This is a genomic window from Lysinibacillus sp. NPDC093692 (assembly GCF_050280125.1).
In the GTDB taxonomy this organism is placed as follows: domain Bacteria; phylum Bacillota; class Bacilli; order Bacillales_A; family Planococcaceae; genus Lysinibacillus.
The window spans coordinates 68529-95422 of record NZ_JBNNUW010000021.1 but is presented as its reverse complement, the minus strand read 5'-3'; the positions used below and the strand labels follow the sequence as shown (position 1 = coordinate 95422).

Here is a 26894-nt window from a genome sequence, read left to right as displayed (position 1 = left end):
TCACACCCGTTCCCATACCGAACACGGAAGTTAAGCTCTTTAGCGCCGATGGTAGTTGGGGGCTTCCCCCTGTGAGAGTAGGACGTCGCTAGGCAATCTAAAGCCTGAGAATTATTTCTCAGGCTTTTTTATTTTTTTTAGGCTGTCTTATACAAACAATGTATAGGACAGCCTTTTATCTTTTTTCAGCGAATGTTTTTCTGTGCGAAAGCAAAGCGACAGCACAATAATAGTAATTACGCTAAGACAAAATCTAAAATTCAAGAGCATTTCGAAGATTATTTAAATAAGATTGGCTAACGGGTAGTTCACTTCCATCCTTTAAAGTGACAATAAAATTGGAAGTAAGATCACGAGCCATTTTTTTTATGAAATGAATATTAACAATATAAGATCTATGAATGCGAATAAAAGATGACGGTAGACGCATTTGGAGTTCTTTCAGTGTAATACTTGTTTTAAATTGTTCTCCCTCCACATAAAACCACGTTTTTTTCTGCAGACTTTCAATATGAGAGATTTTTTCAATTGCAATAGGATTCCATTCTTCTTCTTGCTTTCCTGTTAAAAATTGATAGGGCTCTAATTTCTTTTCGGTAAAGGTTGAAGGTAATACTACAATAAGTGCTGCAGGTACATCTAAAATGTTAATAGGATAACCTATCCCATAATACGGTGTTTCGAATAAGGAATTATCTAGAACGGCGTCTGTTCGTTTCCTTGTGCGTAGTACTTGTTCTGCAATGCTACCGGATTGTACTTGCTGGCCTACTTCTAAGTTAATGTTTTGATGTCCAGAATGAAAATAAATATAAGAGTTTTCAGCGGCAATTGCGATGGATGAATTGACTGGAACCCAGTCCTTTAGCATTGAAATAAACTGTTGTGAAATATCTTTTGGCAAAGAATTAAACTCATTATTCATTGTGAATATCCCCCTTGTTTGTAAACAGTTTACCAAATTTCATCGCCAAAAAAAGCGGTTTCATCATTAAAATTTGGTGTTTTATCTAAAAATAATGAAAATTCAGAAGTTCTGTTATATATTAATTTACAACAAATAAACCTGTTATGGAACAGTGGATTAAAAGTTTTTTAACAGAGTATATTGTCTACAAAGGGGAAGGTGGAATTTCAATATGTCAACACGTCAAGAAAAAATTCAAGCATTAGAAAAGCAATGGGCAGAGAACACTCGTTGGGCAGGTATTGAACGTGCATATTCAGCTGAAGAGGTTGTTAAGTTACAGGGCTCTGTTGTACTTGAACAAACTTTAGCAACTAAAGGTGCGGCTCGACTATGGAACTCTTTACAAGAAGAACCGTTCATTAATGCGTTAGGTGCATTAACTGGTAATCAAGCTGTACAACAAGTGAAAGCTGGATTAAAAGCAATCTACTTATCAGGCTGGCAAGTAGCTGCTGATGCTAACCTTTCTGGTCAAATGTACCCTGACCAATCCTTATATCCAGCAAACTCTGTACCAGCAGTAGTAAAGCGTATTAACCAAGCTTTACAACGTGCAGATCAGATCGATCATGCTGAAGGACGTGTTGATCAATTTGATTGGTTCGCTCCAATCGTGGCAGATGCTGAGGCTGGCTTCGGTGGTCCACTAAACGTATTTGAGCTTGTAAAAGGTATGATTGAAGCTGGAGCTGCTGGTGTTCACTTAGAAGACCAATTAGCTTCTGAGAAAAAATGTGGACACTTAGGCGGTAAAGTTTTACTTCCAACACAAAATGCTGTTCGTAACTTAATTGCTGCTCGTCTTGCAACAGACGTAATGGGTGTTGATACAATTTTAATCGCTCGTACAGATGCTGATGCTGCAGATATGGTAACATCTGATATCGATCCACGTGATGCTGAGTTTATTACTGGTGAACGTACTCCAGAAGGCTTCTTCCGTACAAAACCAGGTATCAAACAAGCAATTGCTCGTGGGTTAGCTTACGCGCCGTATGCAGATTTAATTTGGTGTGAAACTTCTAAACCATCTCTTGAGGAAGCTCGTGAATTTGCGGCAGCTATTCATGCAGAATTCCCTGGTAAATTGCTAGCATACAACTGCTCACCTTCATTTAACTGGAAAGCAAATCTATCAGAAGAAGAAATCGCAGAATATCAACGCGAGTTAGGTAAATTGGGATACAAATTCCAATTCGTAACATTAGCTGGTTTCCACGCATTAAACCACTCTATGTTCGAGCTTGCGCATGATTATAAAGATAATGGTATGGCTGCATACTCTAAGCTACAACAAGCTGAGTTTGCATCAGAATCAAAAGGCTACACAGCTACTCGCCACCAACGTGAAGTAGGTACTGGTTACTTTGATGACGTATCTCAAGTTATCTCTGGTGGTACTTCTTCTACAACAGCGATGGCTGGCTCTACTGAAACAGAACAATTCGTATAAGTTTCATAAAGTACGTGTATTCCTAAATTCATAATCATAGATTAGTCTCTCCCGCTCCTCCTAAAGCGGGGGAAGACTACTTAAAATCGCAAAGGTGGGGGAAATAACTGATGGAACAAGCAACAACAGGTAAGCTTAAAATTGTTGGGGAACAAAATGAGCAAACAAAAGAAATTTTAACACCAGAAGCCCTTGAGTTTGTTCTTGCCCTGCACGAAAAATTTGATGCTCGTCGAAAAGAGCTGTTAGAGGCTCGTCAAGAACGCCAAAAGCGTCTTGATGCAGGTGAGAAACTCGACTTCTTACCAGAGACAAAGCATATCCGTGAGGGAAATTGGACAATTGCACCACTTCCAGCAGATTTGCAAGACCGTCGTGTAGAAATTACAGGACCTGTTGACCGTAAAATGGTTATTAATGCTTTAAACTCTGGTGCAAAAATGTTTATGGCTTGCTTTGAGGATGCATCTGCTCCGACATGGGAAAACATGATTGGCGGCCAAATAAATATGCGTGATGCTATTAATAAAGCAATTGAGTTTACACAAGCATCTAATGGTAAAACGTATAAGTTAAACGAAAACACAGCTGTGTTATTAGTGCGTCCACGTGGTCTTCATTTACTTGAAAAGCATGTACTAGTAGATGGCGAACCGATCTCTGGTAGTTTCTTTGATTTCGGTCTGTATTTATTCCATAATGCTAAAAATGCATTGGCACAAGATACAGGACCATATTTCTACTTGCCGAAGCTTGAAAGCCATTTGGAGGCTCGCTTATGGAATGATGTCTTTGTGTTTGCACAAGATTATATCGGAATCCCACAAGGGACAATTAAGGCTACTGTATTAATCGAAACAATTTTAGCTGCATTTGAAATGGATGAAATTTTATATGAACTGCGTGAACATTCAGCTGGTCTGAATTGTGGACGCTGGGATTACATTTTCAGCTACATCAAGCGTCTACGTAATCAACCTGATGTAATTTTACCGGACCGTGGACAAGTAACAATGACTGTACCATTCATGAAGGCATATACGTCTTTATGTATTCAAACATGTCATAAACGTAATGCTCCTGCAATGGGCGGTATGGCAGCACAAATTCCTGTTAAAGGGGATGACGATGCGAATGCTGTAGCGTTTGCAAAGGTTGCCGAAGATAAGCGTCGTGAGGCAACAGATGGCCATGATGGAACTTGGGTAGCACATCCGGGTATGGTTGCAACGGCGATGGAACAGTTTGATGCGATTATGACGACACCAAACCAAATCGATAAAAAACGTGAGGATGTAAATGTTACAGCGGAAGATTTAGTAGCTGTTCCAGAAGGTACAATTACACTTGAAGGGCTTCGAATTAACTGTAGCGTAGGGGTTCAGTACATTGCTTCTTGGCTACGAGGCAACGGAGCTGCACCGATTAACAACTTAATGGAGGATGCTGCAACTGCAGAAATCTCTCGTACACAAGTATGGCAATGGATTCGCCATCCAAAAGGTATCTTGGGTGATGGCCGTGGTATTACATTGGCCTTTGTATTAGAAATCTTGGAGGAAGAGCTTGTGAAAATTAAAGAGGCTGTTGGGGAACAAGTCTATAACAGTGGCCGCTATGAAGAAGCTGCTGAGCTGTTTAAATCTTTAATTGAACAAGACGAATTTGCGGAATTCTTGACGCTTCCAGGTTACGAAAAATTAGCTTAACTTGCTTTCAGCATAGATTGATTTGAGATACGAATCTATTAAACGAACATATCCAAGCTTTCCTAAATTGTTGTGGACTAAACTCGAATGGAGTCCACCTTATTCTACTAATGTAACGAGCGGGGTCTGTTCCCCCGTTCCTTACTGAAAATTGAACACGGTTACAAAAAAGGGGTCATGAATAAAGGGATTTAAAAGGGTAAAGGATGTCTTACGAGCTTAGATGGGGAGCTTGTAAGGCATTTTTTTATCTTCTAAAACATTGCAAGGAGGGAGTATAAAATGGAAATATTGCTGGCTCCCGGGGCGATGCCGGTAGTTGACGAAATTTATGATGCATTAGCAATAGTTGAAAGGGAATGTCTCGAATTAATCATGAGACATCTCTTTTTTGATTGTTCAATTGGTCTCGTTTTTTATGCACAAAGAATGATTATTTGTTATATTAGCTATATAACAATTTTGGAGATGATAGTAATGTTTATTCAAATAGAGCCACAATCTGATGTACCAATCTATGAACAGGTAACACGGCAAATTATTGAAGGTATTGCAAGAGGAGAAATGAAACCAGGAGATACCCTACCATCTGTACGTAGTTTAGCGGCTGATCTGGGCGTAAATATGCATACGGTTAATAAAAGCTATCATGAGCTAGAGCAAAAGGGGATTATTACTATTAGAGCCAAATCAGGTGCTATTATTCGTTCAACAGAGGAGCGAGCGTTAACTCCTGAACAATTTAAACAAATTGAAAAAAACCTAAAGCCTGTTGTGGTAGAAGGAATGGTGCTCGGCGCAACAGCCGAACAAATCGAGCACATGATAAAAAAGGTATTTTCCGATTTGCAAATACCTGCAGAAGGGGTGTAGCATATGCTACTTTTCGTTTTCTTAACCGTCTACCTCTTAACATTATCTCTACAAGTATTTGTTCCATATATAGTACGTGAGACAACCATCTTTGGCGTTACTGTACCTGAACAAAATGTAAAACATCCTGCATTACGTAATATGAAAAAGCATTATGCACAAATCGTTGGAATATCTGGTGTCCTATTTTTAATGATTATGATTGCCAGCTATTATTACCTTGCACCATCTGAGTTTATGCAAGGTATTTTACTGCTTGGGTGCTTATTTGCAATGCTTGCAGTCAGTATGACACTATATTGGATAAACCATCAAAAAGTTTTAAAACTCAAAAGGCAAGAGCAATGGGGCTTGAATATTAAACAAGTTCGTGCAGTTGACTTAACGGCACGTAGTCGTGATGAAATGCTTCCTTGGCCATTTTATGTAGTTCCTTTTGGTGTTACAGCGTTTTTAATTATCTTTACAATCCTCCATTATGATCAAATACCGGATCATATTGCTGTACACTGGGGACCTAGCGGAGAAGCGGATTCTTGGAGAAGTAAAACATATTTTACAGCGGTTTCAATGCCGCTTGTTATGCTGATGATGCAATGTATGATGTGGGGAGTTGTAGATTCCATAAAGCGTTCTGCAATCAAGTTGGCCGTTAATCGTAAGGAAGAATCATTAGAAGATCAGTTGAAAAGCCGAAAGTATATGAGCTGGAACATTATGTTGTTAAGCTATGCCCTTACTATATTATTTACAGTATTACAGTTAAGCAATATCTATCCTTCAATGACTTCAGGAAATAGGCTATTACCGATATTTATTTTATTTTTATGCCTTGTTTTTGGCTCTGTCCTTATTTACGCATGGAAAAAACGCAAGCTGAGAGTGGAATATGGAAATAATGTTGTTTCAGAAGTAATGGATGTTGATGAGGATCGCTATTGGAAAGGTGGATTAATTTATGTGAATCGTCAAGATCCTTCCGTTTTTGTAGAGAAGCGTTTTGGGGTCGGTTGGACGATGAACTTTGCAAATCCACGAGGCTATATCGTAATTGGTTTGCCGTTACTTATATTGCTGTTGATTTCTTTCTTTTCGTTATAATATAAATGCGAAAGAAGTAAAAAATTCGCTACACTCCCGCGAGACAGCGATCATTGCATTTGCAGATCGCCCACACGGAATGGAGCGGATTTTTTGTTAAAGTAGTGTACCGGAAACAAGTTGGATGGGGGTAAGTTTGAATGAAAATTCTCGTTGTAGATGATGATGTACATATTTTACAGCTAGTAAATATTTATCTGACAAAAGAGGGCTATCAGGTGATACAAGCGGAAAGCGGACAACAGGCTCTTCAACTACTTGAGGGAAACTTGCCTGATTTAGCTGTTGTAGATGTTATGATGCCGGGTATGGATGGTTTTACATTAACTAAGACATTGAGCCAGGACTACGATATTCCTGTACTGTTATTAACAGCAAAAGGTGAGCTTGAGGACAAGGAACGAGGTTTTTTGGCAGGCTCAGATGACTATGTTGTAAAGCCTTTTGAACCTAAAGAATTGCTGTTTCGCATAGCAGCGATATTGCGTAGATTAGATAAAAAAAATCAGGTAACCATCCAGGTGAGCAGGCTAGTTATTGATCGTCGTAGCTTTGAGGTGGTCATTGGGGAAGATACACTGGTTCTGCCTTTAAAGGAGTTTGAACTATTGGCTTTACTTGCTTCCCGCCCGAATCAGGTGTTTACACGTAGTTTTATTATGGAGCAAGTGTGGGGCTATGACTACGATGGAGATGAGCAGACTTTAAATACGCATGTGAAGCGGATTCGTGAGCGGCTGCATCGTTATGAAACAGGTGTTGAGATTACAACGGTGCGAGGCGTTGGCTATAAGCTAGAGGTTATTGGATGATGAAAACGTTATATAGTAAATTTGTTGTCACGACAATGCTCGTTATGATCGGCAGCTTGTGTATCGGCTTTTTAGCGACGAATATTTATTATCATCAAGTTGTAAAGGAAAAAAACGATGCGAAAAACGTGAAGATTGCGCAAGATATTGCAAAATACATTGAGTCGTCAAAGCCTAGCGATTTAGAAAATTATTTAACAACTCTTGGGGAAATAGGTTATCAGATTTATGTAACAACCGGTGACGCAGGACATTTTTTCGGCGGTAAGTATCGTGATAAAGCACTACCGCCCAAAACTGTCGAGCGTGTTTTAAACGGGGAAATTTATCATGGTATGCGTGATTTTCCTAAAGAGACTTTTGTGACAGGCTTTTTTGCGAATGAGCTAATAAATACGATAGGTGTGCCATTTACTTATGAAAATAAGCAGTATGCACTGTTCATTAGACCCGATATTCGCTTGTTGTTTTCTGAGGTTCATACGATACTTGGTGGACTTATTTTAGCGATGGCAGTACTTAGTCTGTTGGCAATGCTACTTTTTGCTAAGGCACTAATTCGCCCTATTACACAACTAACAGAGGCAACACATCAGCTTGCACATGAAAAATTCGATACGCTACTAGATATAGAGCGAGCTGATGAGATTGGACAATTAGCAGATAGTTTTAATGTCATGACAGAAAAATTACAGGAAAATGATCGAATACGTAAAGAGTTTATTAGTAATGTGTCCCATGATTTTCAGTCGCCGTTGTTGAATATTCAAGGCTATGTAGATTTACTAAAGAATCCCTTGCTTACCGACAAGGAAAGGCGGGAATATACAACGATTATTGAACTAGAAACGAAGCGTTTGTCGACATTAACTAAGCAATTACTTTTACTAACGTCACTCGATCAATCTACAAGGTTGTTAAAGCGTGAGCCTTATCGTTTAGATGAGCAATTAAAGGAAACAGTAAGAAAATACCGCTGGCAGCTTGAAGATGCCAATGTACAATTATCGTATCAGCTAGAACCAATAATATGTAATGGTGATGCTGGGCTATTACAAAATGTTTGGGATAATTTATTGACGAACGCTATTAAATATAATGTCGAAGGTGGAGAAATTCATATTCACTTGCAAGAATTCTCAACCTCAATTGAAGTACTTATTGAGGACAGTGGCATAGGATTGACTGCTGAACAACTACAAAAGGTATTTGATCGCTTTTATCGAGTAGATGAGTCCAGAACAAAGCAAGGTACTGGGCTTGGACTAGCCATTGTGAAGCAAATTGCCGAGCTACATGGGGGAACGGTTCATATAGAAAGTGTTATGAATTCCGGCACAAAGGTCCGCGTTCACTTACCAAAATTGTAATGAGGAGTTCATGTAAAGTTCATGTTCACGAGATAAACTGCTGACTAAGTTGAAAAAACTTAGGGGGAGTTATTGTATGGAACTAAAATGGAGTATACGCCTTATTCGTCTTGCTGCGATTTTTGCTTTATTGGGAACGTATCTAGGCTCACATATTTCCGCCTCAGGTAGTTATGAATATAGACCGATACATGCACATATTTTGCTCGTAGGTTGGTTAAGTATGTTTGCATGGGGCATTTTCTATCGAGCTTTTAAAGTGAAATCGCAAAAATTAGTAACAGCACATGGTTGGACGGCTATTCTCGGGGTTTTTGGTTTAACACTAGGCATGTGGTTCTACAATATAAATCCATTTCATTTTAGCAGTACATTTACATTAATTTTCTTTATTATAGGTGGGACAACGCTATTAATTAGCTTTGCTTTATTTATCGCTGTAACATTTATGGTGAATCTAAAAGAAGAAATGAAAAACTAGAAAATACCGTGTCACTGTCTTTATGAGGTGGCACGGTATTTTATGCTATTGAAGCCTTTAAATAATGTATGGTTCTTCTGCAAAACGAGGGGTTGATTCCCGTTCCGACTGGGCGCTTTGTTGCTGTCGCTACGTTAGCACTACGCTTTCGCACAGAGCAAAGCTTCCTGGGGGCGTCCGATGAGCCGCTTCGCTGCGCTGCAGGGTCTCGGGCCAACACGATGTTTATCACAGGGCGTGATGCTTTTAGCCTTCGTTCCTCTATATCGCTGATCCCCAAGGAGTCGCCCAGTCGTAACGAAGATCAACCACTTCACATAGCAATGTATCTTCTGCATATCGCTCTAATTTAATGATAAAATGAAACTTCGGTAGCGATGTATCTGTGTGGAAGCGCGGGATGCGGCTCCACGCTCATCTATAGGAATGCGAGTAGCCTAAAAGAAATCACCCCCACGTTATGAGGGTGAGTACTTTATTTCATATTTTCAAGAGACTTTTTAAGCCATTTTGTTGCCTCGGTATAGTCTTGTGCGACACCATGTCCTTTTTTGTAAAGCATACCGAGCTGGAATTGCGCTTTTTGATGCCCTTGATTGGCAGCGAGTCGATACAGCTGGGCTGCTTTCACAAAATCCTTCGGTACCCCTTGTCCATGACTGTGCATTTGAGCTAATTGATATTGTGCTTTGGCATGTCCTGTAGCGGCAGCTTGTTCAAGCCATTTTGCTGCCTCGGTATAATCTTGTGCGACACCTTTTCCCTTATCAAATAAATTACCGAGCTGATATTGAGCACCTGAATGTCCTTGGATGGCTGCTAGTCGATAGCAGCGCCGTGCCTCTTCTAAGTCCTGCTCGACCCCCAATCCATGCTCATATAATAACCCTAATTGATATTCAGCCTGAATATGGGACTGATCAGTAGCGGCTCTCCACCATTTCACTGCTTCATCATAATTCAAGTTAGCTTCATATAATAATCCGAGCTCGTACTGAGCATCAGCATACCCCTTTTCAGCAGCAGCTTTGAAGTAAGGGAGCGCTTTTTCTGGTTGCTGAAGTTGGTATACATAAATACGTCCAAGCTCAAATCCTGCACTTATATGTCCAGTGCTAGTGGCTAACTGTAACCATTTTTCAGCTGAAGATATATCGTTTTCTTTGACATAGAGTACACCGAGACAGTATTGAGCATTTAAGTGTCCTTTATGTGCTGCGAGTTTAAACCATTTTATAGCCTCTATACGATCCTGAGGAATACCTTGACCAGTGTTATATAGCATTGCCAATTGAAATTCTGCATTAGTATGGTCTTGAAGTGCAGCTAAATGGAACCATTGCGCAGCTTCTTCAAAATTTTGTGAGATCCCACGACCTTTAAGGTACATATAGCCAAGATTATACTGAGAACTTGCATCACCAGCTAATGCGGCCATTTCAAAATAGGCTATAGCTTCCTCATAGCATTGCTCGACGCCGGTTCCATTGTGATAAAGGAATCCAAGGTTATTTTGAGCACTTGTATTCCCTTGATTGGCTGCTAGCATGTACCATTTTGCTGCCTCTGCAAAGTTTTGTGGCATACCAAGACCTTGATTGTATAGAACCCCCAGATTGTACTGTGCATCTGCGTTTTCTAAATCTGCAGCAGCTTTATAATAGCGAGTAGCTTCTTCATAGTCTTGTACAACACCATGTCCTAAATGATAGAGCACGCCTAAGCTATAAAGTGCATTTGCATCATTTTGAGCTGCGGCACGTTCATACCACATTTTTGCAACTGCATAATCCTTCTTAACACCACGACCTTGATTATAAAGAGCACCTAAATTATATTGAGCACTTGCATTCCCTTGTTTTGCCGCAAGCTCAAACCAGTTTGCGGCACTTTTATAGGCCTCAGCTGATTGGTTATCTTGAAGAAGCATATTTATATCAAAAACTGAGGTACTATTTTCAAAACTAGGGGCTATGCGAATCATCTTTGCCTTTACGCTACGGTCATAGCGTTTAATAAACCATTCTACAATATCACTTATATAATCAAGAACAATTTTTGCGACCTTTGACTCCACAATTTCACTACTATTACTAGAAGTCATTTTGTTTACAAGATTCATTAGTAAATAAATGCGACGTGGATGAATTTTTGCAACAAAGCTACGATTATTGAGTAATGACCGAATGTTTTTTAGCTTTGGTTCTGAATCCATTTCTAGTTTATAAAGCTCATATAAAATTTCCTCCAGTACAAGGAGTGATTTTTGTAAAGATAGAGCTGGCTTTGACGTGGCGAGAGAGCTAGCATCCTGTAAATTTTTAGCCAATTTAATGAAGGACAAAGCTTTTAATTTCTTACAATGATCTTGGAAAATATCATATTGAATGACGATAGCACTCACCTCTTTCATAAAGTTTTTCTTATGCTCATTACCGAAATCTAGATATTTAATATGTAAAAACGTACACTATCTATATTAGTTGATCTTCGTGACCGACCTCGTGCTGCTGCCGCTACGTTAGCACTACGCTTTCGCGCAAAAAACATCATGTTGGCCCGAGACCCTGCAGCGAAGCGGCAGCTATAAAGCGCCCAGTCGGAACGGAAATCAACCATACGTTACGATGAAGTCCTCTTTTTTCATATATCGGGAAAATACCGTTATTGTTGAATTGTCCTCGTTAAATGATACTATGTGATATAAGGAGACTCGTCGAGGTTTGAAGTAGCGATTAAAAAAGTACATCTGTCAAAGTTTCATGTTATCCGGGGGATAGAGATGATGAAAAATATTGCAGCAATTATACCAGCCTATAATCCACAACAGTCACTTATAACCTATGTCCATCAATTATTAGCCACCACTATTAGCCAAATTATTATTGTCAATGATGGTAGCGATCAAAAATATGCATATGTATTTGAAGAGTTAAAAAAGATTGATTGCTGTCGAGTACTAGAGCATGACCACAATATTGGTAAGGGCGGCGCACTAAAAACAGCTTTTGCCTATGTAAGGTCGCAAAGAAGCATGTTTCAAGGTGTTATTACAGTAGGTGCTCATGGGCAACATACTTTACAAGATGTAAAGCTCGTTTTAACGATGACAAAGGTATTTTCTGAAGGGATTGTATTAGGAGTACGTAACTTCCATTCGGCGGATAGTAATCTTTTATCCTATTGGGGTAATCGTGCAACAAGTTTGTTTTTTGAAATCCTTTATCATAGAAGATTAGTGGATACCCAAACAGGTTTGCGGTTTATTTCTATAAAGGAACTACCGTGGCTGATGAAAGTGAAAGGTGAACGATATGACTACGACACCAATATGCTAGTCGCTGCGCTTAAAAGAAAGTGTCCAATTTTTGAGGTAGAGATAGGTCAGTTACGAATAAAGAAAAATACAGTGATACAGTATGATGAAATAACAAATGCAGGGTCAATTATTGCTACCATGCTTATGAATTATTTAAAACCAAGGGAAAAATAGCTACATGTTACATTTTGTAATAGGATAATAATTACTCAAGGGCGTAGCGAGTATAGAAAGAAGGAGCAATGATGATGGAATATTCAGATCAAGTGAAAAATCGTGTAAAGCGCATGGAAGGCCAGCTACGTGGGATTTTAAAAATGATGGAAGAAGAAAAGGACTGTAAGGCAGTCATTACTCAATTATCGGCAGTACGTTCAGCAGTAGATCGCACAGTTGGTGTCATTGTTAGCACGAATCTTTTAGAATGTGTACAAAATGCTGAAGGTGATGGCGAGAAAATGAATGAAGTTATTCAAGAGGCAGTTAATTTAGTAGTAAAAAGTCGTTAACATAAAGAGAAGCCTGCGCGCTAGAAAAGGGCTTAGAAAACTCACTAAAAACAGGTGAGTTTTTATTTTTGTACAAAAATATAGTTTAATTCGATACTTATTTTTTATTAAAGGGAGTTTGTGCCTATGTGATGAATGGTGGTTATATAGATAAAAGTCACAGTTAGTGAACTTGTCCGATAGATTCGTAGTCACTTTCTCTGTTATTCTAATTACAAGAATATAACAAATGGGAAGGTGATTTATTGTGAAAAAATGGTTGATAGGTGGAGCAGCATTGCTGATGTTAAGTCCAACAGCAGCTTATGCTCAACAGGCAGACGCTCGTTCAGTAAATACTTCCCCGGTGAGTGCTTATCATGTAGTAGCTAGTACTAACGTAACAACTTGGGATCAATTCACAACAGAAATCGTAAAGCAATTAAATAATTTCGCTCCCGAAATTAACATTACATATAGTGGACCAATGACAGATTTCAAAAAGAATTTTATGGAGTCCTTTAAAAAAGCACAGGAGCAAGCAGTCTATGCGGGTGGTCATATGGAAAGTACCAATATTTCTGCAGACTCAACAGGCAATGTAACGTTTAAAGTGAAGTATTTGACAAACCAAACGCAAGAAGCGGCGGTGCAAAAAAAGGTTGATCAATTATTAAAAGCGATTATTAAGCCTTCGATGACAGAATTCGAAAAAGTAAAAGCGATTAATGATTATATCGTGTCAAATGCTTCATATGGTACTAAAACAAAGGCTAGTCCCCATAGTGCTTATGCATTGTTAATGGAAGGACAAGCTGTGTGTCAGGGTTATGCGTTAACGGCTTATAAAATGTTGGATCAAGCTGGATTCGATGCAAAGTATGTTGTTGGTACTGTTAATGGTAACGAGGCACATGCATGGAATTTAGTAAAGGTTGATGGTCAGTGGTATCATTTAGATACAACATGGAATGATCCATTACCAAATCGTTTAGGGGCTTCTTCGTACGATTATTTTTTAGTAACGGATGCACAACTAAAGAAAGATCATAAATGGATAGCATCAAATTATCCAGCTGCAACAAGTGCAAAATATAACTATATGCTAAATGTTCATTTTGCATATCAGGATAAAAATACACTATACTTTAGTAATACAGCTGATAAAGATAAATTGTATAAGCTTGATCTAGCAGGTGGTAAGAAAACAAAGGTCATTGATAAACGTGCCTTGTATATTACTGGAGCAGATGACTTTTTATATTTCAGTGATTACAGTAACAGCGGTTATTTAACAAAATTAAATCTAAAAACATTAAAAACTGAGGTGCTCGTGAAACAAGCAGTTACAGATTTAAGAATTAATGATAATTTTTTAGTTTATAATGTTAAGGGCATCGAACAGAAACTTAAAATTAAATAAGAATATCCTTATCTATTGATAAAATGAAAGCACAAAAGGACCTCCAACTGAGTTCTTTGTGCTTTTTTTGTATATAATGAATACAGGAAACCGGTTGGAGGTGAGGATTTTGTGGAAAAAGTTAGCCATTATCGTAATAATCATTATTTTTATTGACCCAATTTATACGGCTGGTAAGGCAGTTGTACAGCAAGTGATAACTTGGACCAATAATGATGAGATAGAAACGATGCTTCTTTCAACAAAGGAAAAAATCATAGACGTTACTGCTAAACTTTCAGAGAATACCTCCATTGAAACGGCCACACCACCTATAGAAGACAAACAAGAAGAAGGAGTAGCCGTTACAGCTCCTGCAGTCAAAAAACCTGAAGCAAAGTTAGTTGTAACAAATGCAAAGGAAATGGCTGATGCGATGTATGCGTACTACAGTAGTTTTTCGCCTACGTTTGAGATTCAATATAAAGGCAATACACAACGAATTGAACAGTTAGTGGAAGAAGCTTATGAAATTGCTATTAAACGAGATGATTATGTATACGGTCATATTAGTAAACACTCAATTCGTTTTGAATATGGAGGAAGAGCGGCCAAAGTCTTTGGGGAGCAAAGTTATTTAATGACACCAGAGCAGTCCGGATATGTTGAAATGAATGTTCAAGAGGTTGTAGCTTCTATCGATAAACAATCATTAAGTAATGTAGAAAAGGTTAGGGCTGTCAATGATTATATCGTTGCCAATACCGCCTATACGGATCAAACGAATTCAAGTCCACATAGCGCTTACACAGTGCTTGCGGAACATGGTGGTGTTTGTCAGGGATATGCATTGTTGGCTCATTCGATGTTACAAAAGTTAGGTATAGAAACAAAATATATAGTAGGCTATGTCGGACAGGAAGGACATGCATGGAATTTAGTAAAGCTGGATGGTCAATGGTACCACCTCGATACTACATGGAATGATCCGGTGCCTGATCGTAAAGGGGCAGTGCGTTATCAATATTTTTTAGTGGATGATCGAACGATGGCAAAAGATCATACGTGGATTGCTGAAGACTACCCGAAAGCAACGAGTACAAAGTATAACTACTTTCACAATGTAGATTTCGCTGCAAAGGTAGGGCAACAAATATTTTATAGTAATGTTTCTGAAAATAATAAATTATATGTGCTTGATTTAGAAACAGGTAAATCGAAACGAGTTTCTAATTCGCGTGCCCAGTACCTCGTTTATGCTGATGGCTGGCTATATTTTAGTAATTATTCACACGGAGCGTATTTAACGAAGATTCGTCCGGATGGAAGCGGAGAACAAATATTAAATAGGGAAGAAACGAAGGATTTATTTGTGAAGGACAACTATTTATATTTCACGACAAATGAACTGAAAAAAATAGCGCTTTAACTTGATTGATCAATAAAATGATATGAGTGACATGCCAGAAGATACACGTTATGTGAAGTGGTTGATTGGAGTGGAGACTGGACGCCCCCAGGAAAGCGCCCAGCCGGAACGGAAATCGACCCCTCGTTTTGCGGAAGAGTAATACTTTGTTTAAATACACACCTTGATTTCATTGAACATAATAGTTTTCAACAACATGAAGAGCCTATGACATTACAGATTGTCATAGGCCTTTTTTGTCCGCTCTATAAGATAATGGATTGGCGGATGCTGACACAGAGAAACTTCAATTTGCGGATACATCGATTTCATTTCCTGTGAAAAAGTTTTAAAAATTAATGGATTATGCTTAATGGCTCCACCATTACAATAAAGGCTAAAGGCGTCGCCTTGATAGTCAATTTTTTTCAACACAGCACATGCAAGGAACGCTAGCTCATGGGCAGCACACATTGATATTTGGATGGCGCATGGATCCTTTTTGTCCACGGCATCTGCTAAGAATGCCCCCATTTTTGCAAGCTGCGCGTTCGTGTAAGATGGGTGGAAAAGCCATGTAGCTAGCTCTGTGACGTCTCGGATCCGTAAGTGATTATAGACAGCATTTTTTAATAGGGTCGGCTCACCGCGCCCGTCCTCCATGCGGAAAATGGAGCGTATTACTTCTTGCCCTAGCCAATAGCCACTGCCTTCATCTCCAGCACGATGCCCCCAGCCACCTGCACGTACTATTTGTGTACCGGTAAATGCGTAAGCAATGGCTCCTGTTCCAGCGATGAGTAACGCGCCTGCCTGTCCAGCAGTAACTCCAAGTAAAGTGGCTTGCGCATCATTTTCTATAATAAGCGTATCTATTTTTAGCTGTAATGCTGATACGGCGCTATGAACGATTGTTGATACGATTTCATGATCTTTGGGAGAATCAATCCCAGCCATTGCAAAGGTAGCTACAGCAATAGTAGAGTCATCTTGCTTTTGCAAAAAGTCCTGCACATTTGCTAATAACGCTTGCACTATTTCTGTAGCAGTTTCAGCACCGATTGCTTGATAATTCGAGCCACTTGTTGATGTCGTATAGATTATTTCACCAGACTCGGCATGTACGAGCGCACATGCCGTTTTTGTAGCACCACCGTCAATAATAAGTAGCCATCCCATCATTGATTCCATTCCTCTAAAAATACTGTTAATTGTTTTTCTGCTTCAATAATTTTAAATTCCTTCAAACGAATCCACTCATAAAGATTATGAGAATTTGCCTTGCAGTGTTCAAGAGATGCTTTCATCGTTGCGGGTGCTGGACCACCAGGTAATGTACGTACACCAACGAAGGTCTCCGGTTTTAATGTGTTATAAAAATCTTCCTCAGAAATTTTTAATGGTTTACCCGTAATTAATTTGGCTTGTGTATTGGTAAGCCCCCATGTAAGACTTGCTAAAGATTCCTCCCCATGAGAGAGCAATACTTTAATACATTTACTAACAATACTATGTGCCTGCCGGAATGAAATCCCTTCAGAACGCACTAACGTATCGGCAAGCTCTGTGACATTGGCAAAGCTATTGTTTGCTCGATTTCTTAGTTTTTTCTTGTTTACATCCATCGTGACAACTAGCGAACCAAATAGTTCGTAAATACCTATTAAACGGTCGATGGCGCGCCATAAATATGGTTGCATATCATCTTCTGTGTCTACAATATCTCCAAAAGGTGTATTATGTACCATCTGTAATACTGTACTAGCGTCACCAACAACTGCTGATAGCAATGAACGTGTATGCTCTATTGAAACAGGATTGCGTTTTTGTGGCATGATTGAGCTAACTTGTACGTACGGGCTCGCCAACGTAAATGCATTGAATTCCTGTGTAGCCCATAGTAGAAAATCCTGGGATGTACGGCCAAGATTAAGTGCCGCAAGCTGAACGATACTCGCTGCCTCTGCGATATAATCTGCACCAGCAACAGCATCCCACGCATTCTCGATAATATCATCGAAGGCCAATAACTCACGCATGCGCTCTCGATTAATATTGAAGCCTGTTGTCGTTAATGCTGCTGCTCCCATACTACTGCGATTCACCGTTTTGTAGACATGCTGTAAACGTTCAAAATCGCGTTCAAGTTGATCGATGACAGCCTTCAAATAATGAGCAAAAGTTGTTGGCTGTGCCTGCTGCGTATGTGTATAGCCAATCATAATCGTATCAACGTGCTCCTCAGCAGCTGCGATTAAATCATCCCGTAATGTCAGTAATTCTCGCATTAGCAATAACAATTTTTTTCTTAAAGTCATGCGATAGATGGCAATGCCCATATCATTACGACTTCTCCCAATGTGAAGATTTCCTGCAACATCGCCAGCAAGCTCTATCAATTTATTTTCGATGCGGAAAAACAAATCCTCATATAGTGGGCTGTAATCCTCTATACGATAATAGTTCAAATCTAGTTTTTTTAGAGCGATTCCAATTTCTTTAGCTTCTTCTTTTTTTACTAGTCCCTGTTCTTCTAACATTTTTAAGTGTGCAATATTGATTTGTAGAATAATTGTTAAAAAGTTTTTCTTGGCTTCATCGTAAGCCGGCTGTAAGACAATTTTACGATAAATATTAGAAGGGAAGATCATCCCATCTTCTTGCTGTGTTTTGCTGCGAAAATCTTCAAACATATGAATTGCCTCCTATTAGATTAGCAGTTATATGGCCGAACCAGCACTGCCTTTAGATAACTTCTCAGAAATAATAAGCACAATTAAAATTAAACAAATTTGTAAGACGCCATATGCACAAGCAGTTCCAAATTTAAACGAATATAGTTTTTGGAAGATCGCCACTGATAATGGGATGGTCGACGTACTGTAAATAAGAATAGACGCTACGAATTCGCCAAAGCTTTGAACAAGTGCTAGTAACGTACCTGCCAAAATGCCCGTAAATGTAAGGGGAAGTACAATACGTCTAAATGAATACCACCATGTTGCACCTAAACTCCGTGACGCTTCTTCGATAGATTGATCTAATTGAACAAGTGATGCCGATGTCGAGCGGAAAACAAGAGGTAAATGTCTAATAAAATAAGCTAATGGCAAAATCCAGAACGTCCCGACAAGAACTTGATTAAAGGCGAATATATTTTCTGTACTAAAGGCTGCAATCAAATTGACAGCTACAACCGTTCCTGGCAATGCCCAAGGAACCATAATTAAAATATCGAGTAATGTTTTACCTTTAAAGTTTAAGCGAACCATTGCATAGGCTGCTGCAACACCGAAAAGAATGTTGCCGAAAGTTGCAACAATCCCCATTTGAATGGAGTTCCAAATCGGTCGCCACGTCCGTTCATCTGTAAAAAGTGCTTGATAATGATCCAATGTATAGTCTGTTGGGAGAATTTGTGTTTTCCATGCACCATCAACGGAAAATGAAATTAAAATAAGTACTAAAATCGGTAAAATTAAAATTAATGTGCCTATGAAAGACGCAATAGTTGCCATAATTTTCATGCTTCTTGAAGACACTTCAGAACGGTGAACACTAATACCTTTACTGAGGTTTTGATAATTTCGACGGTTTTGATACCAGCGCATCACAATTAAAAAGGTAATGGACACAAAGGATAAAATCATAGATTGCGTCGCTGCCATATCTAAATTCCCATTCGTACGAGATAAATAGATTTGCATGGTCATTGTACGTTCGACACCGAACATTAGAGGTGCAGTGTAGGATGCCATAGATATCATAAAGACGAGTAAGGAGGAGGCAACAATCGAAGGTGTTAACATGGGCAAAATAACCTTTGTCCATACCCGAATACGCCCGGCACCTAAACTAGTAGCGGCTTCTTCTAAAGCTGGATCAAGACCTTTTATAGCTGCTGAGGCGGTTAAGTAGAAGTAAGTGTACATAGTGAATGTATGTACTACGATAACCCCCCATATGCCTTTTAATGAAAAGGGTACTTGCTCTAAACCGAATAGGTGCTGAAATGCACGGGGGAAAATACCACTGTCTCCATACAAAAAAGTAAAGGACAGTACACCTACTAACGGCGGAAGAGCCATAGGTACCAATACTAAAACAGAGAGTATCCGTCTACCTGGGAAATTATAGCGTTCCAGAAGAAATGCCATAGTTACACCGACGATCGCACAACAAATAACACTGATAGCGGATATATATATACTAGTCCACAATGCCTCTATATTTGCTGGGCTAGCTATATTAAAGAAATTTTTATAATTAGAGAGTGCATCATCACCTGAAAAGCTCTCTTTAAACGTTTGATAGAACGGGTATACCACATAGGCAAACAACACTAAAAATAAAGGTGCAACTAAAATATAGACAAACCAGTTCGCGCTAGTTAAACGTGTCCATGCATTTCCTTCAGAAGAACTGTGGTGTGTTTTTTCCATGTTAGTACCCTCCTATTCTCCTAAAAAATACAGTGAATCTTGGGCTATAGTTAGAGTGATTTCTTCACCAATTTTTTTGAATTGACCATTCATATTAATAATCATTACTTTTAGTGAAAAATCTAGACATTCTACAATGTAGTTCACACTAATTCCTGTAAATTCAACAAAAGTGATTTTACCCGTTAATGTGTTTTCACCAGTACCTTCATGAATAGATTCAGGACGAATAGAAATAAACACTTTGTCTCCAATCATATGCGTTAAAGTGGGGGAGCTTTGTTGCTTTCGCCCAGTGAGAATAAGTCCACTCGCTGTTTTTACTTGTATATCGTTACCGTTAATAGCATCGATTGTCGCTTCAATTAAGTTCGTCTCGCCAATAAAATCTGCTACGAAGCGGTTTGAAGGTCGGTTATAAATTTCTTGTGGTGTACCGATTTGTCTGACGTTTCCATTCTCCATGACCATTATCCGATCTGACATAGACATAGCTTCCATTTGATCATGCGTAACATAGATGGTTGTAACACCGAGCTCGGATTGAATACGTTTTATTTCGACGCGGGTTTCTTCACGTAGTTTAGCATCTAAATTTGACAAGGGCTCGTCTAATAATAAAATATCAGGCTCTATGACAAGCGCCCTTGCTAATGCAACTCGTTGCTGCTGCCCACCAGATAATTCATTAATTTTCCGATTACCATATTGCGATAAATGGACAAGCCCTCTAATACGGTCAACTTTTTGCTTAATCTCTGCCTTTGAAAATTTTCGTACTTGTAATCCAAAGGCGATGTTTTCGTCTACCGTCATGTGTGGAAAGAGGGCATAATTTTGAAACACCATACCAATGTTCCGTTTATTAGGTTGAAGCCTTGTCACATCAAAATCATCGAAAAGAATTTTCCCGTCAGTCGGGTAATAAAAGCCTGCAATCATCCTAAGAGTTGTCGTTTTCCCACAACCACTTGGACCGAGGAATGTAAAAAATTCACCAGATTTAATATGAAGATCTAAATCTTTTACGCCGTGAATGTGACCGAATTTCTTAGAGACATTTTCTATTTTCACACTTTTCAACTGAAATGCTCCTTTCTCGTTAGAAAATTAGTTGCATGAAGCCTCGAGCGAAATATACTCGAGGCTTAAAGATATGAACAATATTCATAGATGTCTTATGATATAAAAAGGCTCATCACCATAACGTGGGGTTGATTTCCGTTCCTCTATTGCTGATCCCCATGGAGTCGCCCAGTCGTAACGAAGATCAACTTATATACAAAGCAGACAATTTCACTAATGTCATTCCTAATTATTTTTGTGAAGAGCCTGTCAGCAACATAGGGCAAGTTCATAACTTTTTAGTCATCGGTCACTTTTTTCCTCGGCCTTTAATATTGTTATCCCAATGCTCCATCCATTCAGCTTCTTTCTCAGTCATGAGCTTCCAATCTATATCAAAAGTTTTTAAATCTAATTCTTTATACCACTCAGGCATTGCCTCTTTATCGATATCTGAGCGAGTAGGAATTTGATAGTAATCGTTGGCTAGTTGAGTCACCATACCTTTTTCAAATATGAATTCTGTAAAGAGCTTTGCATTTTCTAAGTTTTTAGCATTGTTTACAACACCAACACCGTCAACTAAAATCGGTGCACCACTTTTCGGATAAATGTAATCGAACGGATAATCAGTCGTATATTTCTTTAATAAAATATCTTGTAAATTCCATAAAGAAACGCTGCCTTCTTGTCGTGTCATCTTTAAATAAAGTGCATTTGGATCTTGTGTATATTCCTTAGTGTTGGCATCTAATTTTAATAGCCAATCGTAGCCCTTATCAGGTGAATCTGCGCCTTGACGTAAGATCATAGAGGAGTAAATAGTACGCATCGTCCCAGAAGCTAATACACCTCGAATTAAAATTTTATCCTTCCACTTTGGATCTAATAAATCATCCCAATCCTGTGGGCCCGTTTCTTTCTTTAATACATCACTGTTAATCATAATAACTTCGGGGAGTAACATTTCACCAAACCAACGACCATCTGCATCTTTATAAGCCGCATCAATAGAGTCGTTAAAGCTAGGCTTCCAAGCCTGAAGTAAATCTTCATCGGCGCCGACAGTTAGTGCAGATTGCGTACCGCCCCACCAAAAATCAGCCTGAGGATTAGCCTTTTCACCACGTAGGCGTTCTAAAATTTGCTGCGCACCCATCGTTAAAAATTCCACTTCAATGTCCGGGTACTTTTCATTAAACTGATCGATTACCTTTTGCACCATTTCTTCATCGCGCCCCGTATAGATCACAAGCTTTCCAGATGGCGTAGCTGCCACATCGGTCTTTTCAGAATCGGACGCTTTGCTATTTGTTGTATCTTTTGTAGAAGTCTTATTATCACTACTACAAGCAGCTAAGATAACAACCATCAGCACAAGTAAAAAGCCGAAGATACGTGTTTTCTGCATAATCTTCCCCCTCCCTAATAATGAAAAACTTACATATAGCAGTATAATCCGGAGACCTTACATTAATGTTAGAATAATTAAAAAATTATAATTGGATTCATCATAGCTGAATAAATACTAGATAGCAATGGTGTTTAACTTCTTTCAGCGGGTGCCCAAACACCCGCTGAAATAGAGGAACTCAGTCTAAGAATGCCACGTCCTGTGGCAACGACTGAGTGACCAACATCACGTTGGCCCAAAGCCTCCAGCGGATGTCGCGGAATCGAAAAGGAGTTCTTTGTGCAGGCACAAAGCCGATTCCGGACGCACTTATACCGAGGTATAAGAGATCTAGAGTCGAAAACTCTTTAAAGTAGCGAGAAGACCCAATTTTGGGGACTTTAAGAATAGATTATTAAAATATGTTCAAAAGTGAACAAAGATTGATTTTAGTAATTTTGAAATGAATGCTACGATTTAAAGCAAGAATATCTCTAAACTTTAAGGAACGAATTATACGACTGGGGGAGAAACTCATGAAAGAAGCTTTACTAATAATTGATTATCAAAGTTATATATTAGATTTTATAGATCAAAAATAAGTACTGGATAATATACAAAAATTGGTGGATTCATTTGAGTGAGAAGAAAAAGAGATTATATTTGTAAAAAACATTGTAGAAAATGATGATGTTAATGAGGATATACAAATGGATATAAAAGAATATCCCGTGTTCGAAAAGAAAAATCCAAATGCATTTAGTAATAAAAACTTTTATAAATATCTTCAACAAAAAGGAGTAGAACTTTTATTAATCACAGGATTTAACATTGAATATTGGTGCCTTTTTACCTCAATTGTTGCAAGCCACTTAGGGTTTCAGACGACCATGATAGAAGATGCTTGCGGTACAACTGGTGATGAAAATTCGTATGAAATGCCAGGAATAGATATTGTAGATTTTGTAGGCACTATACTCAATTGGTCTGATTATGTAGAAGTTCTATATTATGATGAATATATTGAACAGTGTAAAGAAATTGTTATTGATAATTGAAATATCAGGAATGAAAGCTTTAGCGATAGGAAGATAGAAATGGATAAGCCTACTTTTACTTTTGTTTTAGCAACTTCGATAAATCCAGGGCTTTCTAATTTGTTTAGGTAATAATGAATTTTTGAATAAATCATAAACCATTTTTTCGGTTTAGTGTGTGCTAGGAACATATAGAAAAGCGCGAGAAATCAACGATTCTAAAATTGATTTCTCGCGCTTTTTAAATTTTGAGTAGTTTTTTTTAGCCTCAATATGTTTAGTGTTTTTTGATGCAACAATAGTTATTTATGGACGGACTCAATTACTTTATCCTTTTGTCGTCGATGCGAAAGTATTGCCGGTAGCATCATACCTAGAATAACCAAAATAATACCCGCTATTTGTAAAAGAGTTAAAGGTTCATGTAAAACAATAACTGAAACAGTTACAGCCACGGGTAACTCGATAGCACTTAAAATAGAAGCAAGGGCTCCTCCCACTTTCGGAACAGCTATAGAGAATAAATAAATCGGCAAAATAATACCGAAGAGTCCCAATGCTAGTCCGAATTTCCATAAACCACCGGCGAATAATTTACCGTTCCAAAGAACTTCAGGGTTTAAGAAAATACTAATTATGATAAGGGCGACAAAGGAAACAATCAACACGCGTGATGTAGTTGTAATACCTTCTACATGACGAGAGTTAAATTGGATAAAGCAAGCAAAAGTAAAGGCAGCAGCAAAACCTAGCAGCCAGCCTTGAATAGCAATACCGCTTAAATCTACATTCAGTACACCAGCCGCTAAAATAGTTCCAGCAAATAATACAATGATAGAAATCACTTCAGTCCGACTTGGTAAGCGTTTATGAAGTGCGCAATCTATTAATAAGCCTATCCACGTGAATTGGAAGAGCATTACTACTGCAAGAGATGCGGGAAGATACTTTAACGATTCTCCGTATACAATACCTGTAGTACCGGTAAGTATCCCGGCGCACACTAAAATTAGCAGTCCCTTTTTAGAAATCTTCGGTAACTGTCTTTGTGTCACTATAAAAATAGTTGCAACAAGCATAAAGCCAATAATATATTGACTTGATACTGCCTCTCCTGTTGTAAAGCCATGCTGCATAGCTACTTTGACAATTGTCGATAGTATTCCGTAGCTACTAGAAGCAATGACAATCAATAGAGGATAAATTAAGTTCTTTTTCATGTTTTTTATTTCACTTCCTAAAATTGCTTGACCATATGATGAAATGGTTCATCGATTATGGACCACGGCTCTGTAATAACAAAGCCCATACGTTCATAAAGGCGACGAGCGTCCTCTTTTTCCGATTCAACATTTAATGATAATTTTGAATAGCCTCGTTTTTGCGTTTCCTCTAAGGCGAATTGTAATAATAATGTTCCTATTCCTTTACCGCGAGCTTCTGGTGATACACAAATAGTATCAATATAATATTCATCTTCATGAGCTTCTTTATCGATGATGACGGATGGTGCATTTTTTTCTTCAAGCCATTTTACGAGATTCGCATCCATATGAATGGCTTGGACACCATTATAGTAAACAAGAATTCCTAGTACTTGCTCATTCTCAACAGCTACAAAAGTATTTAAATAGGAATGTCGATTATCCTCACGCTTGAATAGTACAGTAAGTTCTTGTTCTACTGCTTCAGCTGTCTGTTCTCCTGTTAAACGGTTGGCAATTTCACCAATCGCATCAATAATTAGTGGTATAACGGCATGGGCATCCTGCGGTTGCGCTTGTCGAATTGTAATACTCATTGTCAAAATCCCTACCTTTCTATACGCAAGTATAACAAAGATAAAGGATGACTCAAGTTTTTGAATAAATGGTGATATTCTGACGGCATCTTTACCGTATTGTTTATCTGCTCGAAAGCGAAGCGACAGCAACAATTAAGCTAAGGCATAATTGATTATTTTTCCGAAAGTTTAAAACTTTATACGATATCTGATTTCGTGTTAATCTATAAAGACTAGAGTTTCGGGAGGACAACAATGACAAAGGAAGATAAGGATTATATTTTAGTTTATGGAGATGCTTTTATTGACTATATCGCTGATGATGTAACAAATACATCTTTTACTAAATATATGGGCGGTGCGACGGTAAATGTTGCTGCGGGAATTAGCCGTATCGGTGCCCCATCTGCATTAATTACGATTACTGGAGACGACGAAGGCTCTCAATTCGTTCGAGATGGCCTTGCGCAAGAAGGAGTAAACCTGGATTATGCGGTATTTGACCCTGCGAAGCGTGTTAGCGGTGTCTATGTTCATTTAACGGAGGCATGCGAACGAATTTTTAAAGATTATGTCGATGAGACGCCAGATTTACAAGTAGAAGCAAGGCAATTAAATGAAGCAGCTTTTAAACATGCATCTGCTTTAACAGTGTGCTCGGGAACTATGTTCCATCCTACAGCCCTTGAGACAACACGTGCTGCTGTAGAGATGGCAAAAGAAAAAGGCGCAATTATTGCAATGGATGCGAATATTCGCCCTCTACGTTGGAGTAGTGAGCAGATTTGCCGTGAAACGATCACGTCATTTTTCGAGAACGTAGATATTTTAAAGGTCACTGATGAGGAATTATTTTTCCTGACAGAAACAACAAGCTTGGAAGAGGGAATTGAGCAATTAAACAGCTATTTAGTGCCTATTATTTTAGTAACAGTAGGGGAAAATGGCACATATGCGGTATTAAATGGTGAGGTTATCCATGTACCGACAGAAAAGGTTGTGCCAGTAGATACTACAGGTGCTGGAGATGCATTTATGGCTGGTGTATTACGCGATGTTCATTATAATGGTTTACCTACAACAGAGGAAGAACTTGCTCGTTGTGCAAGTTTTGGCAATAAGCTAGGTGCTTTGGCAGCTACTAAAGCAGGGGCATTAACAGCTCTTCCATACTTTGATGATATTAAGCATTTACTTAAATAGTCGTTTGGAGTGTGCATACAATGGAGAAAAGTTACGATGTATTAGTGAAGGATCGATTATTCTTTGGCGGTGCGAAAGATGCAGATGTAGCTTTTGAACAAGAAACGGTGGATATTGTGATTGATGTTCGCGTAAATGGCCTATCTAATGAGGAGCAAGATGCGGCTTCATATGTGTACAAGCATATGCCAATTGCTGATGAGGACATAGAAGTAGCACCATCTATTCAAAAAGTTGCGAAAGAAATTGTTACTGCCTATGAGAGTGGGCAGAGAGTGTACTTCCATTGTGGAAATGGGGGAGGTCGCGCAGGAGTGGCAGCCACTGCTGTACTAATGGAGCTTGGCATGACGGATTCTCTAGAGGAAGCGGAAGCAGCTGTAAAGAACGCGCGTCCACAAGTAACCATTCGACCAAAAATGGCAGATGCTTTGCAGAAGTTATATAAATAAATGAGAAGGTGTACCAGATTTTGGTGCACCTTCTTTTTTAGTTAGTCGATAAAATCTGAAAGTATTCCGATAAAATTAAAAAGTTGGATGACATTTTGTTAAAACGTATGTCATGTGCATAGATTGACCATTC

The 26894-nt window shown here is 38.7% G+C and carries 23 protein-coding genes and 1 rRNA gene; 15 read left to right on the top strand and 9 right to left on the bottom strand.

Features of this window, described 5'->3' with window-relative positions; translation table 11 throughout:
- Positions 1 to 94 (top strand): 5S ribosomal RNA (gene rrf / locus ACQKN4_RS19580); the annotation flags it as partial.
- A gap of 159 nt (positions 95 to 253) precedes the next feature.
- Here rrf and ACQKN4_RS19575 read toward each other — a convergent pair.
- Positions 254 to 925 carry a LytTR family DNA-binding domain-containing protein gene (locus ACQKN4_RS19575; RefSeq protein ID WP_079562734.1) on the bottom strand — a complete coding sequence of 224 codons (672 nt, stop codon included), beginning with the start codon at positions 923 to 925 and terminating at the stop codon, positions 254 to 256.
- Positions 926 to 1139: 214 nt separating this feature from the next.
- Between ACQKN4_RS19575 and aceA the strand changes: the two genes are divergently transcribed.
- The 7 genes from aceA (at position 1140) to ACQKN4_RS19540 (ending at position 8769) form a co-directional block, all read left to right on the top strand.
- Positions 1140 to 2423: an isocitrate lyase gene (gene aceA / locus ACQKN4_RS19570; RefSeq protein WP_079562735.1), complete on the top strand. Its 1284-nt coding sequence runs from the start codon at positions 1140 to 1142 to the stop codon at positions 2421 to 2423.
- Positions 2424 to 2533: 110 nt separating this feature from the next.
- Positions 2534 to 4132, top strand: a complete 1599-nt coding sequence (gene aceB, locus ACQKN4_RS19565; protein ID WP_079562736.1) for a malate synthase A — start codon at positions 2534 to 2536, stop codon at positions 4130 to 4132.
- A gap of 477 nt (positions 4133 to 4609) precedes the next feature.
- Positions 4610 to 5005, top strand: coding sequence for a GntR family transcriptional regulator (locus tag ACQKN4_RS19560; protein WP_427484578.1), 396 nt, complete (start codon positions 4610 to 4612; stop codon positions 5003 to 5005).
- Positions 5006 to 5008: 3 nt separating this feature from the next.
- Positions 5009 to 6106, top strand: a complete 1098-nt coding sequence (locus tag ACQKN4_RS19555; RefSeq protein WP_427484577.1) for a DUF1648 domain-containing protein — start codon at positions 5009 to 5011, stop codon at positions 6104 to 6106.
- A gap of 140 nt (positions 6107 to 6246) precedes the next feature.
- A complete protein-coding gene (locus ACQKN4_RS19550) occupies positions 6247 to 6918 on the top strand; it encodes a response regulator transcription factor (protein WP_079562738.1) in 672 nt (223 codons plus the stop codon).
- Positions 6918 to 8288, top strand: a complete 1371-nt coding sequence (locus ACQKN4_RS19545) for a sensor histidine kinase (RefSeq protein WP_079562809.1) — start codon at positions 6918 to 6920, stop codon at positions 8286 to 8288. The genes ACQKN4_RS19550 and ACQKN4_RS19545 overlap by 1 nt, the downstream gene beginning before the upstream one ends.
- A 76-nt stretch (positions 8289 to 8364) precedes the next feature.
- Entirely contained in the window at positions 8365 to 8769 is a 405-nt protein-coding gene (locus ACQKN4_RS19540) for a hypothetical protein (protein ID WP_079562739.1), read from the top strand.
- 475 nt (positions 8770 to 9244) lie between these two features.
- Here ACQKN4_RS19540 and ACQKN4_RS19535 read toward each other — a convergent pair whose 3' ends face one another.
- Positions 9245 to 11182 carry an SEL1-like repeat protein gene (locus ACQKN4_RS19535; protein WP_427484576.1) on the bottom strand — a complete coding sequence of 646 codons (1938 nt, stop codon included), beginning with the start codon at positions 11180 to 11182 and terminating at the stop codon, positions 9245 to 9247.
- Positions 11183 to 11551: 369 nt separating this feature from the next.
- Here ACQKN4_RS19535 and ACQKN4_RS19530 point away from each other — a divergent pair, with 369 nt between their 5' ends.
- From ACQKN4_RS19530 to ACQKN4_RS19515, 4 genes are all read left to right on the top strand, one after another.
- Complete coding sequence (locus ACQKN4_RS19530; protein ID WP_240518328.1) at positions 11552 to 12262, top strand: glycosyltransferase family 2 protein; 711 nt, start codon at positions 11552 to 11554, stop codon at positions 12260 to 12262.
- Positions 12263 to 12336: 74 nt separating this feature from the next.
- Complete coding sequence (locus ACQKN4_RS19525) at positions 12337 to 12597, top strand: metal-sensitive transcriptional regulator (protein ID WP_010857552.1); 261 nt, start codon at positions 12337 to 12339, stop codon at positions 12595 to 12597.
- Between the two features lie 247 nt (positions 12598 to 12844).
- The gene (locus tag ACQKN4_RS19520; RefSeq protein WP_079562741.1) at positions 12845 to 13999 is read left to right on the top strand and encodes a transglutaminase domain-containing protein; all 1155 of its coding nucleotides are present in this window, start codon (positions 12845 to 12847) and stop codon (positions 13997 to 13999) included.
- Between the two features lie 109 nt (positions 14000 to 14108).
- Positions 14109 to 15407, top strand: coding sequence for a transglutaminase domain-containing protein (locus ACQKN4_RS19515; protein WP_427484575.1), 1299 nt, complete (start codon positions 14109 to 14111; stop codon positions 15405 to 15407).
- 213 nt (positions 15408 to 15620) lie between these two features.
- Here the strand turns inward: ACQKN4_RS19515 and ACQKN4_RS19510 are convergent, their stop codons facing one another.
- The 5 genes from ACQKN4_RS19510 to ACQKN4_RS19490 form a co-directional block, all read right to left on the bottom strand.
- Complete coding sequence (locus tag ACQKN4_RS19510; RefSeq protein ID WP_427484574.1) at positions 15621 to 16568, bottom strand: N-acetylglucosamine kinase; 948 nt, start codon at positions 16566 to 16568, stop codon at positions 15621 to 15623.
- Positions 16565 to 18079 carry an argininosuccinate lyase gene (gene argH, locus ACQKN4_RS19505; RefSeq protein WP_427484573.1) on the bottom strand — a complete coding sequence of 505 codons (1515 nt, stop codon included), beginning with the start codon at positions 18077 to 18079 and terminating at the stop codon, positions 16565 to 16567. The genes ACQKN4_RS19510 and argH overlap by 4 nt, the downstream gene beginning before the upstream one ends.
- A 27-nt stretch (positions 18080 to 18106) precedes the next feature.
- Positions 18107 to 19828: an ABC transporter permease gene (locus ACQKN4_RS19500; protein WP_079562745.1), complete on the bottom strand. Its 1722-nt coding sequence runs from the start codon at positions 19826 to 19828 to the stop codon at positions 18107 to 18109.
- A 12-nt stretch (positions 19829 to 19840) separates the two neighbouring features.
- Positions 19841 to 20911 (bottom strand): ABC transporter ATP-binding protein, encoded by a 1071-nt coding sequence (locus ACQKN4_RS19495; protein WP_079562746.1) that lies wholly within the window; start codon positions 20909 to 20911, stop codon positions 19841 to 19843.
- Between the two features lie 292 nt (positions 20912 to 21203).
- Positions 21204 to 22304, bottom strand: a complete 1101-nt coding sequence (locus ACQKN4_RS19490; protein ID WP_079562747.1) for an extracellular solute-binding protein — start codon at positions 22302 to 22304, stop codon at positions 21204 to 21206.
- Between the two features lie 692 nt (positions 22305 to 22996).
- Here ACQKN4_RS19490 and ACQKN4_RS19485 point away from each other — a divergent pair.
- Positions 22997 to 23344 (top strand): isochorismatase family protein, encoded by a 348-nt coding sequence (locus ACQKN4_RS19485; RefSeq protein WP_427484572.1) that lies wholly within the window; start codon positions 22997 to 22999, stop codon positions 23342 to 23344.
- Between the two features lie 281 nt (positions 23345 to 23625).
- On the opposite strand, the gene ACQKN4_RS19480 is transcribed toward ACQKN4_RS19485, so the two are convergent.
- Both ACQKN4_RS19480 and ACQKN4_RS19475 read right to left on the bottom strand, forming a co-directional pair.
- Complete coding sequence (locus ACQKN4_RS19480) at positions 23626 to 24543, bottom strand: EamA family transporter (RefSeq protein WP_079562749.1); 918 nt, start codon at positions 24541 to 24543, stop codon at positions 23626 to 23628.
- Positions 24544 to 24560: 17 nt separating this feature from the next.
- Entirely contained in the window at positions 24561 to 25124 is a 564-nt protein-coding gene (locus ACQKN4_RS19475) for a GNAT family N-acetyltransferase (RefSeq protein WP_079562750.1), read from the bottom strand.
- A gap of 237 nt (positions 25125 to 25361) precedes the next feature.
- Here ACQKN4_RS19475 and ACQKN4_RS19470 point away from each other — a divergent pair, with 237 nt between their 5' ends.
- Positions 25362 to 26309, top strand: coding sequence for a carbohydrate kinase family protein (locus ACQKN4_RS19470; RefSeq protein ID WP_427484571.1), 948 nt, complete (start codon positions 25362 to 25364; stop codon positions 26307 to 26309).
- A 20-nt stretch (positions 26310 to 26329) separates the two neighbouring features.
- Positions 26330 to 26761, top strand: coding sequence for a protein-tyrosine phosphatase family protein (locus tag ACQKN4_RS19465; RefSeq protein ID WP_427484570.1), 432 nt, complete (start codon positions 26330 to 26332; stop codon positions 26759 to 26761).
- Positions 26762 to 26894 lie beyond the last annotated feature (133 nt).